General features: G+C 61.0%; 14 protein-coding genes. 5 read left to right on the top strand and 9 right to left on the bottom strand.

The features are described from left to right. Positions 1–66 precede the first annotated feature (66 nt). The 3 genes from I6L36_RS17140 to dapA all read right to left on the bottom strand — a co-directional run bounded on the left by I6L36_RS17140 (position 67) and on the right by dapA (position 3,338). Positions 67–1,170 carry a phosphoribosylaminoimidazolesuccinocarboxamide synthase gene (locus I6L36_RS17140; RefSeq protein ID WP_162540511.1) on the bottom strand — a complete coding sequence of 368 codons (1,104 nt, stop codon included), beginning with the start codon at positions 1,168–1,170 and terminating at the stop codon, positions 67–69. A gap of 169 nt (positions 1,171–1,339) precedes the next feature. Continuing rightward, entirely contained in the window at positions 1,340–2,458 is a 1,119-nt protein-coding gene (bamC, locus tag I6L36_RS17135) for an outer membrane protein assembly factor BamC (protein WP_029313833.1), read from the bottom strand. After that, positions 2,451–3,338: a 4-hydroxy-tetrahydrodipicolinate synthase gene (gene dapA, locus I6L36_RS17130; RefSeq protein ID WP_109111921.1), complete on the bottom strand. Its 888-nt coding sequence runs from the start codon at positions 3,336–3,338 to the stop codon at positions 2,451–2,453. The genes bamC and dapA overlap by 8 nt, the downstream gene beginning before the upstream one ends. A 188-nt stretch (positions 3,339–3,526) precedes the next feature. Between dapA and I6L36_RS17125 the strand changes: the two genes are divergently transcribed. The 3 genes from I6L36_RS17125 to I6L36_RS17115 all read left to right on the top strand — a co-directional run bounded on the left by I6L36_RS17125 (position 3,527) and on the right by I6L36_RS17115 (position 5,244). Continuing rightward, complete coding sequence (locus I6L36_RS17125) at positions 3,527–4,060, top strand: glycine cleavage system protein R (protein ID WP_010673166.1); 534 nt, start codon at positions 3,527–3,529, stop codon at positions 4,058–4,060. A gap of 23 nt (positions 4,061–4,083) precedes the next feature. Continuing rightward, positions 4,084–4,548 (top strand): thioredoxin-dependent thiol peroxidase, encoded by a 465-nt coding sequence (gene bcp / locus I6L36_RS17120; protein ID WP_109111920.1) that lies wholly within the window; start codon positions 4,084–4,086, stop codon positions 4,546–4,548. Between the two features lie 195 nt (positions 4,549–4,743). Further along, entirely contained in the window at positions 4,744–5,244 is a 501-nt protein-coding gene (locus I6L36_RS17115) for a YfbU family protein (protein WP_039040945.1), read from the top strand. Positions 5,245–5,296: 52 nt separating this feature from the next. Here the strand turns inward: I6L36_RS17115 and yfbV are convergent, their stop codons facing one another. Beyond that, the gene (gene yfbV, locus I6L36_RS17110) at positions 5,297–5,737 is read right to left on the bottom strand and encodes a terminus macrodomain insulation protein YfbV (RefSeq protein ID WP_029313829.1); all 441 of its coding nucleotides are present in this window, start codon (positions 5,735–5,737) and stop codon (positions 5,297–5,299) included. A 301-nt stretch (positions 5,738–6,038) separates the two neighbouring features. Between yfbV and I6L36_RS17105 the strand changes: the two genes are divergently transcribed. Next, entirely contained in the window at positions 6,039–7,241 is a 1,203-nt protein-coding gene (locus I6L36_RS17105; RefSeq protein WP_010673162.1) for an acetate kinase, read from the top strand. A gap of 70 nt (positions 7,242–7,311) precedes the next feature. Then, positions 7,312–9,465 carry a phosphate acetyltransferase gene (gene pta, locus I6L36_RS17100; RefSeq protein ID WP_041211116.1) on the top strand — a complete coding sequence of 718 codons (2,154 nt, stop codon included), beginning with the start codon at positions 7,312–7,314 and terminating at the stop codon, positions 9,463–9,465. A gap of 478 nt (positions 9,466–9,943) precedes the next feature. Here the strand turns inward: pta and ilvN are convergent, their stop codons facing one another. The 5 genes from ilvN to I6L36_RS17075 form a co-directional block, all read right to left on the bottom strand. Next, a complete protein-coding gene (gene ilvN / locus I6L36_RS17095) occupies positions 9,944–10,438 on the bottom strand; it encodes an acetolactate synthase small subunit (protein WP_010673160.1) in 495 nt (164 codons plus the stop codon). Continuing rightward, entirely contained in the window at positions 10,438–12,156 is a 1,719-nt protein-coding gene (locus I6L36_RS17090; protein ID WP_216986749.1) for an acetolactate synthase 3 large subunit, read from the bottom strand. Before I6L36_RS17090 ends, ilvN begins: the two co-directional genes overlap by 1 nt. 390 nt (positions 12,157–12,546) lie before the next feature. Beyond that, the gene (locus I6L36_RS17085) at positions 12,547–12,699 is read right to left on the bottom strand and encodes a hypothetical protein (RefSeq protein WP_010673158.1); all 153 of its coding nucleotides are present in this window, start codon (positions 12,697–12,699) and stop codon (positions 12,547–12,549) included. Between the two features lie 35 nt (positions 12,700–12,734). Continuing rightward, entirely contained in the window at positions 12,735–13,844 is a 1,110-nt protein-coding gene (locus tag I6L36_RS17080) for an MJ1255/VC2487 family glycosyltransferase (protein ID WP_029313827.1), read from the bottom strand. Next, positions 13,841–14,344, bottom strand: coding sequence for a phosphatase PAP2 family protein (locus I6L36_RS17075; protein WP_109111919.1), 504 nt, complete (start codon positions 14,342–14,344; stop codon positions 13,841–13,843). The genes I6L36_RS17080 and I6L36_RS17075 overlap by 4 nt, the downstream gene beginning before the upstream one ends. Positions 14,345–14,372 lie beyond the last annotated feature (28 nt).

Here is a 14,372-nt window from a genome sequence, read left to right as displayed (position 1 = left end):
CGTTGCAAGTGCCTCGCCAGCCACCGGCAAACGTTTGTGCGCCTGCGGCAAAAAAAGCGGTCGGCCTCAGTCGATCAGGCCGTACTGCTCCCGCAGTACCTCGATGATCTCCTGCTTCGGATTGGCACTGCGTACCAGCGGCTGACCGATGATCTTCTCGGCGATCCCCACATAGGTGCGGGAGATATCCATCATCACCTCGGTGGGCAGCTTGTTGTCACGGGCCAGGGCGAAGCGCTCGGGCATGCGGTTCTTGTTGAGCAGGATGTCCGGATCCGGGAAGTGGTTCAGCAGCCACTGGCGGAAGCCCTCTTTGGACTTCTCGATGATCTCGCCGCCGCGAAGGGCTGGGCCGTCCCAGATGCGGGAGCTGTCGGGGGTGCCCACTTCATCCATGTAGATGAGCTTCTCGCGACCGGCGGCATCGGTCACGTAACCGAATTCGAACTTGGTGTCGACGAAGACCTGATCCAGGGCAGCCAGCGCCTCGCTGATGACGTAGAAGCCCTCTTTGAGCAGCGCCTCGTAGCGGTCGATGTCCGCCGGGGAGCGGAAGCCGAAGGCCTGATGGTGGCGCTCGATGTCGCCGCGGGAGACGTTGACGTCGTCCGCTTCCGGCACGCCATCCAGCCCCTTGAGGATCCCCTTGGTGGACGGGGTAATGAGGATCTCGGGCAGCTTCTGATCCTTCTTGAGCCCTTCCGGCAGGGTGATGCCGCAGAATTCCCGCTCACCATCCTTGTAGGCACGCCACATGGAGCCGGTGATGTACTGGCGGGCGATCGCCTCGATCATCACGGGACGGGCTTTTTGCACGATCCAGACGAAGGGGTGCGGGATGTCCAGGATGTGGCTGTCCGCCAGCCCCTGCTCCTTGAACAGCTTGAACCAGTGGCTGGAGATGGCATTGAGCGCCGCGCCCTTGCCCGGCACGCCGTTCAGACCGTCCACCCCTTGCCAGATGCAGTCGAAAGCCGAGATGCGATCACTGATCACCATGAGGGCCAGGGGCGTATCGGCCGGCACATCATAGCCTTTCTCCCGAATGAGCCGGGCACTGTCTGCCGGGGTCAACCAGTAGACGCTGCGCACTTTGCCGGAATGGACAGGTTTATCGGTACGGATCGGCAAATCGTCGTTCACCGCCAATACTTGATCTGCAAGACTCATGGCTAATAACACTTCCTGTTGTGGGACTAGTTAGGCAGGGGCACCAGACCCCTGTCTGTGGGGGATTCACATCATCAGGTACTCAGGCCCGGGGCAACCGGCTCGGCACGCGGGCCCTGCGGCAACCCGGACATAACAAAACAGGGGCGCGAGGCCCCTGTTTCCATGCTTACTTCGCCCCCTGATCGGCCAAGCCCTTGGCAAAGGCCTCGGACAGGCTGATGTACATCTGGGAGATGACACCGGATGCGACAGGCTTCTTGTCCTTGTCGAACAGGGTGATGGAGGTCTTGCCGCCCGTCATCTCGCCGAGCTGGAAGCGATACTTGTCTTCCTCGAGCTTGAACGGCTCCGCTCCCTTGGCCTTCCAGAACTCGCTGTCCGGCTCGTCGTACTCCACGTCGATCCAGCCCAGGGACTGCTGGGTATCCTTGATGGTGAAACCATAGGCAGGCAGCACCTGATTGAGGCGGCGCCACACCTGGTCAAACGACCCTTCGGCAATCCAGGCGCTCAGCTCGTTGTTGTCCAGACCCAGCTCCAGCCCCATGCCATCGCTGGACTTGTGCTGTTCACGGGCCTTGAGCTGCTTGTCGTAATAGAGGGAGAACTGGTTCAGGGCGCGGGTAGCATAACGCTGGGCGTCCGCCGGCGTCAGCACAGTGCTGGTCTCGCCGTCGATGGTCTCTTCGTGATCCAGCACCCGTACCGACATCTTGATGGCGTGACGCTGCACATCGTTGCGCAGGGTGAACTGGTAACGCTGACGGATCTTGAAGTCATCGTCATCTTCCGCCCAGCCATCGAGCACCGCGGAGTTGTCAAACCAGCCGGTCTGCAAGACGCCGTCCTGTTGATCCAGCTTCTCGGTGGTGACCTTGTGTTCGGCCAGGAAGTTCATCAGGAAGGCCCAGGTATCGCGCTCCACGCTCTGGGAAGTGCTGAGGGCATAGAAGGCGACGGTCGGCTCGCTGGCATTGGCCACCACCTGGCTGCCGGGCACCACGGTGAGCAACTGGGCGGGCGGACGCACGTCCACCTTGGCCCCGAGGGCGCCCTCACGGCTGCTCTCGGGCAGGGCCGGAATGTCGAAATTGCTGTTAAAGGCGGGGGTACTCAACCCGGCGGGCACAAGGAAGGCGCGGCCTTCGAGGCGGCTCTCTTCATACTCGAAGCCACGGTTGGCCATTTTGCGTTCCTGGGGTGAGCTGCAGGCAGCCAGCACGGCCACCGTCGCGACACTCAGTACCAGGCGCACTGCATTTCCCTTTCCATTTGCTTTAAACACTCGCCATCAACTCCGCAGTCGTCAGTGCTCGCGCCATCGCCGCTTCCCCCTCGGGGGTGAGATCGGTCAGGGGCAGACGCAAGGTCGCCGTCGCCATCAATCCCAGCCGGGCACAGGCCCATTTCACCGGGATGGGACTCGGTTCACAGAACAGAGTCTGATGCAACGGCATCAATCGATTGTTGATGTCATGAGCCTGCCCGGCATCACCGGCCAGGGCAGCACGACACATGTCGGCCATCTGGGGCGCCGCAATATTGGTGGTGACCGAAATGACACCATCGCCCCCTTGCAGCATAAAATCACATCCGCTGGCGTCATCGCCACTATAAAGCGCAAAATCCGGCCCGCACAGTTCGCGCAGCAGCGGAGTACGGCCAAGATCGCCAGTCGCTTCTTTCAAACCTATGATGCCGGGCACCTTGGCCAGACGGGCCACCGTCTCGGGTTTGAGGTCACAGCAGGTGCGACCGGGCACATTATAGAGAATTTGAGGCAGACCACTAGCCTCGGCGATCGCACAATAGTGACGATAGAGGCCTTCCTGGGTGGGTTTGTTGTAATAGGGGGTCACCGAGAGACCCGCCACCACGCCCATGGTGGCGAAACGCCGGGAGAGGGCGATGGCATGAGCAGTGTTGTTGGAGCCGCAGCCCGCGATGACGGGAATGCGTCCGGCGGCGTATTCCACCGTCTTCTCAACCATGGCGATATGTTCCTGCTCGCTCAGGGTGACCGACTCTCCCGTGGTTCCCACGGCGACGATGGCGCTGGTCCCGGCATCCACATGATATTCCACCAGCGCTGCCAGACTGACCCAATCGATGTCGCCCGAAGGCAGCATGGGGGTAACGAGCGCAACAATACTACCGCGTAACATGGATAATTCTCCCGATTTTCAGGGGCGTAATGGTAAAGCTGCCCCTTTTGAAAAACAAGGGAGGCACGGGACAAGCCGTGTTACCATCCGGCACAAAACGTATGAATGCACGAGCGCACAAGAGGCCTCACGGCAGGGTGCCGGCACCCGCGGTCAACGCATTCTCAATAATGGACGAGAGACGATTTATGACTCACTACCTGGTCGTAACGGCCATCGGCACGGACAGGCCTGGCATCGTCAATGAGGTGACCCGTCACGTCAGTGGCTGCGGTTGCAACATTGTCGACAGCCGTCTTGGCATCTTCGGCAACGAATTCACCTTCATCATGCTGCTGTCCGGTGACTGGAACAGCCTGATGCAACTGGAAATCAGCCTCCCACTGCGCAGCCAGGAGTGGGATCTCATCACCATGATGAAACGCACCGAGCGCCACCACTCCCTGCAATATGACATCAGCGCCAGCGCAGAGGTGCTGATCCGGGATCAGCCGGGCATCGTAAGTCAGTGCACCCAGTTTTTCAGCGATCACGGCTGGGACATCCAGGCCATGCAGACCATCACCCTGGAACAGCAGCCCTTCAACCTGCTCAAGGCGAACTTTCAGTTGAATCTCTCCAAGCAGGGAGAAGAGCCCGGCTCGAAGACAGCCTTCGCCGATTTCTGTCGTGGACTGGGCGCCGAGTCGTTCGAATTCATCGTCAATCACAAGTACGCCTGACGGCGTTTATCCGAGGAGACCCCATGTCACCACTAGAAGCTGGTACCCAGGCCCCCGATTTCTCCCTCTCCGATCAGGACGGCAATCAGGTTCGCCTCGCCGACCTGCGCGGCAAGAAGGTGCTGATCTATTTCTACCCCAAGGCGATGACCCCGGGTTGCACCACCCAGGCCTGCGGTCTGCGCGACGTCAATAGCGAGCTGGCTGCCCTCAATGTGGTGGTGCTCGGCATCAGCCCTGACAGCGCCAAGCGCCTGAAAAAGTTCGAGGAGCGCGACAACCTCAACTTCCGCCTGCTGGCCGATGAGGATCACGCGGTGGCCGATGCCTTTGGCGTCTGGGGCCTGAAGAAGTTCATGGGCAAGGAGTATGACGGCATCCATCGCCTGAGTTTCCTCATCGACGAAGAGGGCAAGGTTGCCCATCGCTTCGAAAAGTTCAAGACCAGCGATCATCATCAGGTGGTGCTCGACCTCGTCAAGGGGTAAGCCACCAGCGGCATTGTTGCAGGGCTCGCCATGGCGGGCCCTGCTCGTTTCACCACGGCATCAGCCCCCACTCTCTGGCGGCTCACCAGGGCGCCTCCTCCCGCCTTTTCTCGCCAACCTCCCCTCTCAGATCAAAAAATTCATCCTGGATATGGGTTAACGTGACCCCAGATTCATTTTCCAGCGAGACAGCCCATGAACATGAGCCACACCGAACGCCTGATCCTGAGCAACCAGTACGAGATCCTGGCCAAACTCAATCCGGAAAAGGCGGCGTTTTACCAGCGTGCCAGCACCATCGTCGAGCGCGGCTACTGCCTGCAGATCCTCGAGCTGGAGAAGAGCTTCGGCCATCTGGATCTCGCCACCTGCCAGGAGGTGCTGGACACTCTGGAGCTGCACCATGCACTGGCCATCTCCTGGGGTAACCTGGATGCCAGCGCCCGGGCCGATGTCAACGAGAGCCGCCTTGCCTTCAACGGCTACAGCCGCAGCCAGGAGCGGGAACTGGCGGATTACGTCTGCTTCCTGCTGGAAGTGGACAAGCGCTTCCCCGAACTGCCCTGCCCCTGCGATGAGCTCTCCAGCGACATCGCCATGCGGGACAAGTACCAGCGCATGCTGGCGGTCTGGCGTCAGTGCCCCCGTCAGTACAAGCTCTCCATCCAGGAGATCAGCAAGGTGCTGGCCGCCTGAATGTGAAAAAGGCGCCTGAGGGCGCCTTTGTCGTCAGTCTGACTCAGGAAAGTCATTCGTAGAGGAAGGATTTGTCCAGCTGCTTGAAGGCGGCGTTGAGGGTATCGGCCAGCTCTTCGTAGCGGGGACGGGCCACCAGCTGACGCTGGCCCCCTTGCTCGTTCATCTTGCCGTTTATCTCCCGATACCAGGTGGCGAGGGAGGGGGGCAGCCGGGTATCGGCGCGCTGGCCGAGCCAGTAGTACCCTTGCAGCGGCAGGCTGAGCAGGAAGAGCACGGACGCCATCACGGAGGGCCAGTAATGAAGCTCGCCAAACTGGAACTGCACCATGACGCTGAGCACCGCCAGTGCCGGGATCACCTTGAGGGCGAATTCGGTGGCCTTGATCACCCGATTCTCCGGGAACATGGAATTAAGCTCGGGACGGCGCGGCCAAAGAGTCATATAATGACGGCCTTGCTGTAATTTAGTTCCAAAAATGTTCATGCTCATGCTACCTCCGAGCTCTTTTCGAACGCATTAACGGCAAAACCTCGACAATATTTGAGAGGCAATAACAAAGGTTGAGGATGACTTTGTTATTTTTCAACAATCAGGTTATCCTTTGTACGCCCATTTTTACGCTGGGGCACGGCCACTGACCAGTCAGGGACGTCTGAATTTCGGGTCTTGTATCACTATACAAGGGGCAAGCAACAGATTGCCAACCCTCATAAGGATAAGTTGATAGTTTTTGGACGCACCGCGTCCGGCGCATCCTCCAACCCAACCCAATCTGCGATAGGATTTATTCATGAGTAAGCTGGTTCTTGTTCTTAACTGTGGCAGCTCGTCCCTGAAGTTTGCTGTCATTGACGCAACCACCGGTGATGACCTGCTGTCCGGCCTGGCCGAATGCTTCAACCTCGACGACGCCCGCATCAAGTGGAAGCTGAACGGCGAGAAAGGCAACGCTGATCTGGGTGCCGGTGCCGCTCACCAGGAAGCGCTGGACTTCATCGTTCACAAGATCCTGCCGCTCAACCCGGAACTGTCCAAGAACCTGATCGCCATCGGCCACCGCGTGGTACACGGCGGCGAGCGTTTCACCTCCTCCGTTCGCATCTGTGATGACGTCATTGCCGGCATCGAAGCCGCCATTCCTTACGCACCGCTGCACAACCCGGCTCACCTGATCGGTATCCGTGCCGCCCTGAAGGTCTTCCCGGAACTGGCCGAGAAGAACGTCGCCGTGTTCGACACCGCCTTCCACCAGACCATGCCGGAAGAAGCCTTCCTGTACGCCCTGCCGTACAAGCTCTACAAAGAGAACGGCATCCGTCGCTACGGCGCCCACGGCACCAGCCACTACTACATCAGCCTGGAAGCGGCCAAGCAGCTGAACAAGCCGGTGGAAGAGCTCAACATCATCAACTGCCACCTGGGCAACGGCGGTTCTGTCTGCGCCATCAAGAACGGCCAGTCCGTCGACACCTCCATGGGCCTGACCCCGCTGGAAGGCCTGGTGATGGGTACCCGTTCCGGTGACATCGATCCGGCCATCATCTTCTTCCTGCACGACAAGCTGGGCATGAGCGTCGCCGAGATCAACACCATGCTGACCAAGGAATCCGGCCTGCAGGGTCTGACTGAAGTCACCTCCGACTGCCGTTTCGTTGAAGACAACTACGACAGCAAGGAAGAAGCCAAGCGCGCCATGGACGTGTACTGCTACCGTCTGGCCAAGTACATCGGTGCCTACGCCGCCGCCATGGACGGTCGTCTGGATGCCGTGGTCTTCACCGGCGGCATCGGCGAGAACTCCGCCCCGATCCGTGAGATCACCCTGAACAAGCTGGGCCTGCTGGGCTTTGACGTCGACCACGACGCCAACCTGAAGGCTCGCTTCGGCAAGGGCGGCGAGATCACCAAGGCTGGTTCCACCAAGGCCCTGGTTATCCCGACCAACGAAGAGTGGGTCATCGCCCACGACGCGCTGGAACTGGTCGGCGCATAAATTAGCTGTAGAGCAAGGCCGCCCCAGGGCGGCCTTTTCCTGATCCCAAAAAATGAACAAGGGGTAATAAGTGGCACGCACTATTATGCTCATCCCGGTCGGCACTGGTGTCGGCGTAACCTCCGTGAGTCTTGGCGTCGTTCGCGCCATGGAGCGTCACGGTGTCAATGTCAGCTTCTTCAAACCGGTCGCCCAGCCGCGTCCGGGTGAAACCGGTACCGAGCGCTCCACTGCCGTGATCCGCGCCGCTGCCAACATCAACCCGCCCGAGCCGTTCGCCCTCTCCTACGCCGAGAACATGATCACCTCCAGCAACACCGACATCCTGCTGGAAGAGATCGTGGCCCGCTTCGAAGAGCACGTGAAGACCAGCGGTGCCGAAGTGGTGGTGATCGAGGGCCTGGTTCCGACCGACAAGCAACCCTTTGCCAACAAGCTGAACTACGACGTCGCCAAGGCGCTGGACGCCGACATGGTGTTCGTGACCCATCCAGGCAACGACTCCAGCCAGAAGCTCAAAGAGCGCATCGAGCTGGCCTGCTCCAACTTCGGTGGCGTCAACAACCCGCGCATCGTGGGCTGCGTCATCAACAAGGTGGGTGCCCCGGTTGACGAGCACGGCGTGACCCGTCCCGACCTGACCGAGATGTTCGAAGCGCACCACCACGGCGCCGATACCGGCCACAACCTGGAAGTGCTGCAGGTCTTCGGCAAGAGCCCGCTGCGCATCCTCGGCTGCATCCCCTGGAACACCCAGCTGATCGCCCCGCGCGCCAAGGATCTCGCCAAGCACCTTGCCGCCAAGATCATCAACAAGGGTGAGCTGGAAAGCCGCCGCCTGCAGACCGTGACCTTCTGCGCCCGCTCCATCCACAACATGATCGAGCACTTCCGTCCGGGCAGCCTGCTGGTGACCTCCGGCGACCGTTCCGACGTCATCGTCTCCGCCTGCCTCTCCGCCATGAACGGCGTCAAGCTGGGTGCCCTGCTGCTGACCGGCAACTACCATCCGGAACCCCAGGTGATGGCCCTGTGCCAACAGGCCATGGCCACCGGCCTGCCGATCATGATCACCGGCACCAACACCTGGCAGACCGCCGTCAGCCTGCAGAACTTCAACGTCGACATCCCGGAAGATGACCGCGAGCGTATCGAGCTGGTGCAGGACTACGTTGCTGGTCACATCGACAAGCACTGGATCGAGTCTCTCTCCGCCAAGTCCACCCGTTCCCGTCGCCTGAGCCCGCCGGCTTTCCGCTACCAGCTGACCGAGCTGGCCCGTCAGGCCAACAAGCGCGTCGTGCTGCCGGAAGGGGAAGAGCCGCGGACCATCAAGGCGGCCGCCATCTGTGCCGAGCGCGGTATCGCCCGTCCGGTGCTGCTGGGCAACCCGGACGAGATCCGCCGCGTCGCTGAGCAGCAGGGCGTGATCCTGACAGACCGCGTCGAGATCATCGATCCCGTTGCCGTACGCGAGCGTTACGTGGCCCGTCTGGTCGAGCTGCGCAAGAACAAGGGCATGACCGAAGTGGTTGCCCGCGAGCAGCTGGAAGACAACGTGGTACTGGGTACCATGATGCTGGAGCGCAACGAGGTCGACGGTCTGGTATCCGGCGCAGTGCACACTACTGCCAACACCATCCGTCCGCCGATGCAGATCATCAAGACCGCCCCGGGCTCTTCCCTGATCTCCTCCATCTTCTTCATGCTGCTGCCGGATCAGGTGCTGGTCTACGGTGACTGCGCCATCAACCCGGATCCCACCGCCGAGCAGCTGGCCGAGATCGCCATCCAGTCCGCCGACTCCGCTGCCGCCTTCGGCATCGAGCCGCGCGTGGCCATGATCTCCTACTCCACCGGCACCTCCGGCGCTGGCGCGGACGTGGAGAAAGTGCGTGAAGCGACCGAGCTGGCCAAGGCCAAGCGTCCCGACCTCATCATCGACGGCCCGCTGCAGTACGATGCGGCCATCATGGAGAACGTCGCCAAGTCCAAGGCACCGAACTCCCCGGTTGCCGGCAAGGCCACCGTGTTCGTGTTCCCGGACCTGAACACCGGCAACACCACCTACAAGGCGGTACAGCGCTCCGCCGAGCTGGTCTCCATCGGCCCCATGCTGCAAGGCATGCGCAAGCCGGTCAACGACCTCTCCCGTGGCGCCCTGGTGGACGACATCGTCTACACCATCGCCCTGACCGGCATCCAGGCAGCCCAGGCTGAGTAATCGACCCGCAGTCCGATGCAATGAAAAACCCGCCGAGAGGCGGGTTTTTTTATGGCTCGCGCCCAGAAATGTTGATCCGCAAGATCAGGTCGGGATCCCGTCCGGATCCACGGACAGATCCGCGTGCCGCCCTTGGCAAGGCTCGAGGGATAAGCAAACGCTCACACCCTCGCCAGGGGATTGCACAAATGCGATCCAGCCAGGATCAAATTGAAATATCCCTTTAAGATCATGCGACTAACGCCAGACACACCGCTAATCTACAGAGTTTTCCACAGCTTTTGTGGATAGTTTACCGATCATTTGAAAGAAAATGACAGGTGAAGACCCTCCCTTCCCCCTTCTCTTTCACCCCCTCGATAACCTCCTGATGCTGTGGCCTGCATCCCTACCGGCCCCCCCACTTGCCCGCAACGCTGCCAGACACGAAAAAGGGCTCCGAAGAGCCCTTGAACAGCTATTTTCACATCCGGCCACATCAGGGACGCAGGGATTTGTCCGCCCGGGAGATGCCGCAGACGCCGGAGCGCACCACTTCGATGATCTCGTTGGTCTGGGCGGCGGTCTTGATGAAGGCGTCCAGCTTCTCGCTGGTCCCGACGAGCTGCACCGTGTAGAGCTCGGGGGTGACGTCCACGATCTGGCCGCGGAAGATATCCGCCAGCCGTTTCAGCTCGTCACGGGCCCCGCCGGCGGCGCGGGCTTTCACCAGGGCGATCTCCCGCTCGATGTGCTCCCCTTCGCTCAAGTCGCACACCTTGAGCACGTCCACCAGCTTGTGCAGCTGCTTCTGGATCTGCTCCAGCACCCGCTCGTCCCCCATGGTGACGATGGTCATGCGAGACAGGGTGGGATCCTCGGTGGGGGCCACCGTCAGGGTCTCGATGTTGTAGCCGCGCTGGGAGAAGAGGCCCACCACACGGCTCAGGGCACCGGATTCGTTCTCCAGCAGAACGGAAATTATATGTCTCATCAGGTTCTCTCCGTCTTGCTCAGCCACATCTCGTCCATGGCGCCAAATTTGATCTGCATCGGATAGACGTGCTCGTCCGGATCGACCGAGATGTCCATGAACACCAGTCTGTCCTTCATGGCAAAGGCCTTCTCCATGGCGCTCTCCAGCTCCGCCGGATCGCTCACCGCGATGCCGACGTGGCCATAGGCTTCCGCCAGCTTGACGAAGTCAGGCAGGGATTCCATGTAGGAGTGGCTGTGGCGGCCACCGTAGAACATCTTCTGCCACTGCTTGACCATGCCCAGCGCACGGTTGTTGATGGAGATGATCTTGATGGGTACCCCGTACTGCATGCAGGTAGAGAGCTCCTGGATGTTCATCTGCACCGAGCCGTCGCCGGTGACGCAGCAGACCACGGCTTCCGGGTTGGCAAACTGGGCGCCCATGGCGGCGGGAATGCCAAAGCCCATGGTGCCGAGACCGCCGGAGTTGATCCACTGGCGCGGTTTGGCAAACGGGTAGTAGAGGGCGGCAAACATCTGGTGCTGGCCGACGTCGGAGGCGACGAACGCCTCCCCCTTGGTCACCTTGTAGAGAGTCTCGATGACCTGCTGCGGCTTGATCAGGGTGGGATGGGTCTCGTAGGCCAGGCAGTTGCGGGAGCGCCACTGGTTGATCTGCTCCCACCAGTCCGCCAGCGCCTGCTTGTCGTTGTCAAAGCCGCACTCGCGGATCACTTCCTGCATCTGTTCCAGCACGGTTTCCACCGAGCCGACGATGGGCACATGGGCCTGTACCGTCTTGGAGATGGAGGTGGGGTCGATGTCGATGTGGACTATGGTAGCGTTGGGGCAGAACTTGGCTACGTTGTTGGTCACGCGATCATCGAAGCGGGCACCCACTGCGAAGATGAGATCCGCGTTGTGCATGCTCTTGTTCGCTTCGAAGGTACCGTGCATCCCCAACATACCGATAAACTGCGGATGGGTGCCGGAGAAGGCGCCCAGCCCCATGAGCGTGGTAGTCACCGGCAGGTTCAGCAGCTCCGCCAGCTTGGTCACCAGGTGATCCGCATTGGCGTTGATGGCGCCGCCACCCACGTACATGACCGGGCGGCTCGCCTCGGTCAGCAGCTTGGCAGCCCGCTTGATCTGGCCCTTGTGTCCGGCCTTGGTCGGATTGTAGGAGCGCAGGGAAACGGACTCGGGATACTGATAGGGGAACTTCTCTTTCGGATTCTGCACGTCTTTGGGCAGATCCACCACCACGGGCCCCGGGCGGCCACTGGCGGCAATGTAATAGGCCTTCTTGATGGCCTCGGGAATGTCGCTGGCTTTCTTGCACAGGAAGCTGTGCTTCACCACCGGGCGGGAGATGCCGATCATGTCGGTCTCCTGGAACGCATCCTCCCCGATCATGCTGGTCGGCACCTGGCCGGACAGGATCACCAGGGGAATGGAATCCATGTAGGCGGTGGCGATCCCCGTGATGCAGTTGGTGGCGCCGGGACCCGAGGTCACCAGCACAGTGCCCACCTTGCCGGTGGAGCGGGCGTAACCGTCCGCCATGTGCACTGCGGCCTGCTCATGCCGCACCAGGACATGCTCCATCTTGCCGTTTTCGAAGAGAGCGTCATAGATGTCGAGCACTGAGCCACCAGGGTAGCCGAAAACGTGTTCCACTCCCTGATCTTCCAGCGCTCTAACCACCATCTGGGCGCCTGATAACATCTCCATGATAAAGCCCTCCAGGCTTTGCTCCGTTAAGCGAAAGCTATCGACAGTCCGCTGCTTCCCGGCAGCGCCGATCCGAGTCTTGTTGTTGTCTGCAGGCAGATCAGGCGAGTTCGGAGCCGTCGATAGTAGAAAAATAGGGGTTTTCCATCATTCACCCGAAAAGCGGGTGAAAAACCAACTTAACCCGCCCGTGAACGCTTGTCCACGGCTTTGTCTGGCCATAACAGTCATAAATTTCAAACAGCTATTAACATTCAGTGACTTGGCCACCAGACGGGCAACAAAGAGGGGCCCTGGGGGGAACAACCAGCGGATCATGCTGCCCGCGTCGGTCAGGAACAAAATAAACGGCCCACCCCGAGGGGGTGGGCCGTCAAAAACTGGCTGGTTTCACTGCTCGTCTTCGGGTTCTGCCAGCCAGATCTGCTGATCCGGATCCGTCTCTTCGCAGACCGAAATGCTGACACCCATGTCGAGCAGCTCATGCAGGGTGAGATTGTCTGCCAGGGTCATGGTGTCGCCGTTTTCATTGGTAAAGCGCATGGTGTCCGTCCTCTCCGTGGTGGGATCGACTCAGTTTAGTCAAAGGCGCTGAGTTGGGATAACCAGGGACGCTCCTGGCCGGTGCGGCTGGCAAGCTCCCCCAGGCTGTCACACACTTCCTCCGGAAAGAGGGTCCTGCCCCAGAGGCGGCGGGAGAGCGCCCCCACCTCCTCCCCGGCCCCGGCCAACAACCAGTCGGCCAGCTCTCCTGCCACATCGGGATAGCGTACCCTGCCAGGAGAAGGGGCCTCCAGCCAGCTTCGCACCGCATTGGCATCCAGGCTGTCCATCAACTGGGCCAGCCCCATCAGCTCCAGGGTCCTGCCGTTGGTCAACTGCTCGAACTGGCCACCCAGGGGTTTGACCAGCAGCTTCTTGCCAAGGGAGAGCGCCTCGGAGGCAAGCTCGAATCCCGCATTGCTGATGACCCCGCGACAACCGGCCAGCGCCAGCTTGAACCCCTCTCTGGCCTGAGGTTCAAAGCGGATGTTGCGCCACTCGCTGCGCTTGCGCACCTCGGGATGGAAGCAGATGAACGACTGCGTGCTGAAACGCGACAACAGGGCCGCGATCGTCTCTGTCTGCTCGAATGGCAGATAGACCAGGATCTGCTGGTTGTCCGGCACCGGCTCGAGGGGATCGACGATGGGAGGCAGCAGGGGCTGGCCGAAATGGAACCAGTGCAGCCCCAGGGACTGGCGTACCGGCGCAAAATGGCGCATCAGCTGGCGGTTGAAGCCGCTCTCTCCCCAACGTGGGATCGGCCAGTCGAAGCTCGCCTGATGGCTGATGGTGAGGCTGGGTTTGCCCCAGCGGCGAGCAGCATGGGCACTGAGCGGCTCGAAGTCGCTGATGACCAGATCGTACTCGCGACAATCGAGGGCACGCAGATCTTGCCAGAAACGCAGGGGAGAGAGTCCCTTGAGGGTGCGCCAGCCCGAGATGCGCCCCTGATGGCTGGCGAAAGTGATACCGGGGAAGGTGCGATAATCCCCGAACTCCCCCATCTCGAAGTAGCCGTCGGCGGCGCGCCCGCTGAACAGATAGTCCACCGCCACGCCCCTGCTCTTCAATGCGCGCGCCAGGGTCCGGCTACGACTGATATGACCGTTGCCGGTCCCCTGAACGCCGAACAGTATCCTCATCCCTGGCTCCAACCCAGCGCCCAGAGGGCGCAACCACCACCAAGCAGCGCCCCGGCCACCAGATCGCTCAGATAATGCACCCCGAGCAGCAGGCGGGACGCCCCCACCAGCGCGGCCCAGACAAACAGCAGCGGTGCCCAGAGCGAGAAACTGGCGGCCAGTACGGTCGCCATCAGAAAGGCGGCCGCGGTATGGCCCGAGGGCAGGCTGTAACGATCCGACGGGGTGATGAAGACAGGCAGCCCTGCCGGGCGCTGGCGTTTGAGGGCATTCTTGAGCAGCAGGTAGAGCGGCAACTCGAGGGCAAACGCCCAGAGCGCCACCCTGACCGCCTCCTGCCCGGCGCTCCCCTGCCACCAGAGCAGGCAGGCCGCCACGGCATAGAGGGGGCCGTCACCGGTACGGGAGACAAGCCGGCTTACCCTGGCCTGCGGCTGATTGTAGGGGTGGAGCAGGCAGACACGGCACACCCGCAGGTCCCATTGCTGGATCTTGTTCATCACGGCCCTCCTTTGCATCCTGAGTGCA

The organism is Aeromonas sp. FDAARGOS 1406 (assembly GCF_019048565.1).
Classification (GTDB): Bacteria; Pseudomonadota; Gammaproteobacteria; order Enterobacterales; family Aeromonadaceae; genus Aeromonas; species Aeromonas caviae.
The sequence above is the reverse complement of the archived record's forward strand: the minus strand, read 5'-3'. Positions and strand labels throughout refer to the sequence as shown.

Excerpts from the sequence above, each read along its gene's own strand:
- I6L36_RS17140 (WP_162540511.1), bottom strand. The coding sequence starts at position 1,170 with ATGAGTCTTGCAGATCAAGTATTGGCGGTGAACGACGATTTGCCGATC.
- dapA (WP_109111921.1), bottom strand. The coding sequence starts at position 3,338 with ATGTTACGCGGTAGTATTGTTGCGCTCGTTACCCCCATGCTGCCTTCG.
- I6L36_RS17125 (WP_010673166.1), top strand. The coding sequence starts at position 3,527 with ATGACTCACTACCTGGTCGTAACGGCCATCGGCACGGACAGGCCTGGC.
- bcp (WP_109111920.1), top strand. The coding sequence starts at position 4,084 with ATGTCACCACTAGAAGCTGGTACCCAGGCCCCCGATTTCTCCCTCTCC.
- I6L36_RS17115 (WP_039040945.1), top strand. The coding sequence starts at position 4,744 with ATGAACATGAGCCACACCGAACGCCTGATCCTGAGCAACCAGTACGAG.
- yfbV (WP_029313829.1), bottom strand. The coding sequence starts at position 5,737 with ATGAGCATGAACATTTTTGGAACTAAATTACAGCAAGGCCGTCATTAT.
- I6L36_RS17105 (WP_010673162.1), top strand. The coding sequence starts at position 6,039 with ATGAGTAAGCTGGTTCTTGTTCTTAACTGTGGCAGCTCGTCCCTGAAG.
- ilvN (WP_010673160.1), bottom strand. The coding sequence starts at position 10,438 with ATGAGACATATAATTTCCGTTCTGCTGGAGAACGAATCCGGTGCCCTG.
- I6L36_RS17090 (WP_216986749.1), bottom strand. The coding sequence starts at position 12,156 with ATGGAGATGTTATCAGGCGCCCAGATGGTGGTTAGAGCGCTGGAAGAT.
- I6L36_RS17085 (WP_010673158.1), bottom strand. The coding sequence starts at position 12,699 with ATGCGCTTTACCAATGAAAACGGCGACACCATGACCCTGGCAGACAAT.
- I6L36_RS17080 (WP_029313827.1), bottom strand. The coding sequence starts at position 13,844 with ATGAGGATACTGTTCGGCGTTCAGGGGACCGGCAACGGTCATATCAGT.
- I6L36_RS17075 (WP_109111919.1), bottom strand. The coding sequence starts at position 14,344 with ATGAACAAGATCCAGCAATGGGACCTGCGGGTGTGCCGTGTCTGCCTG.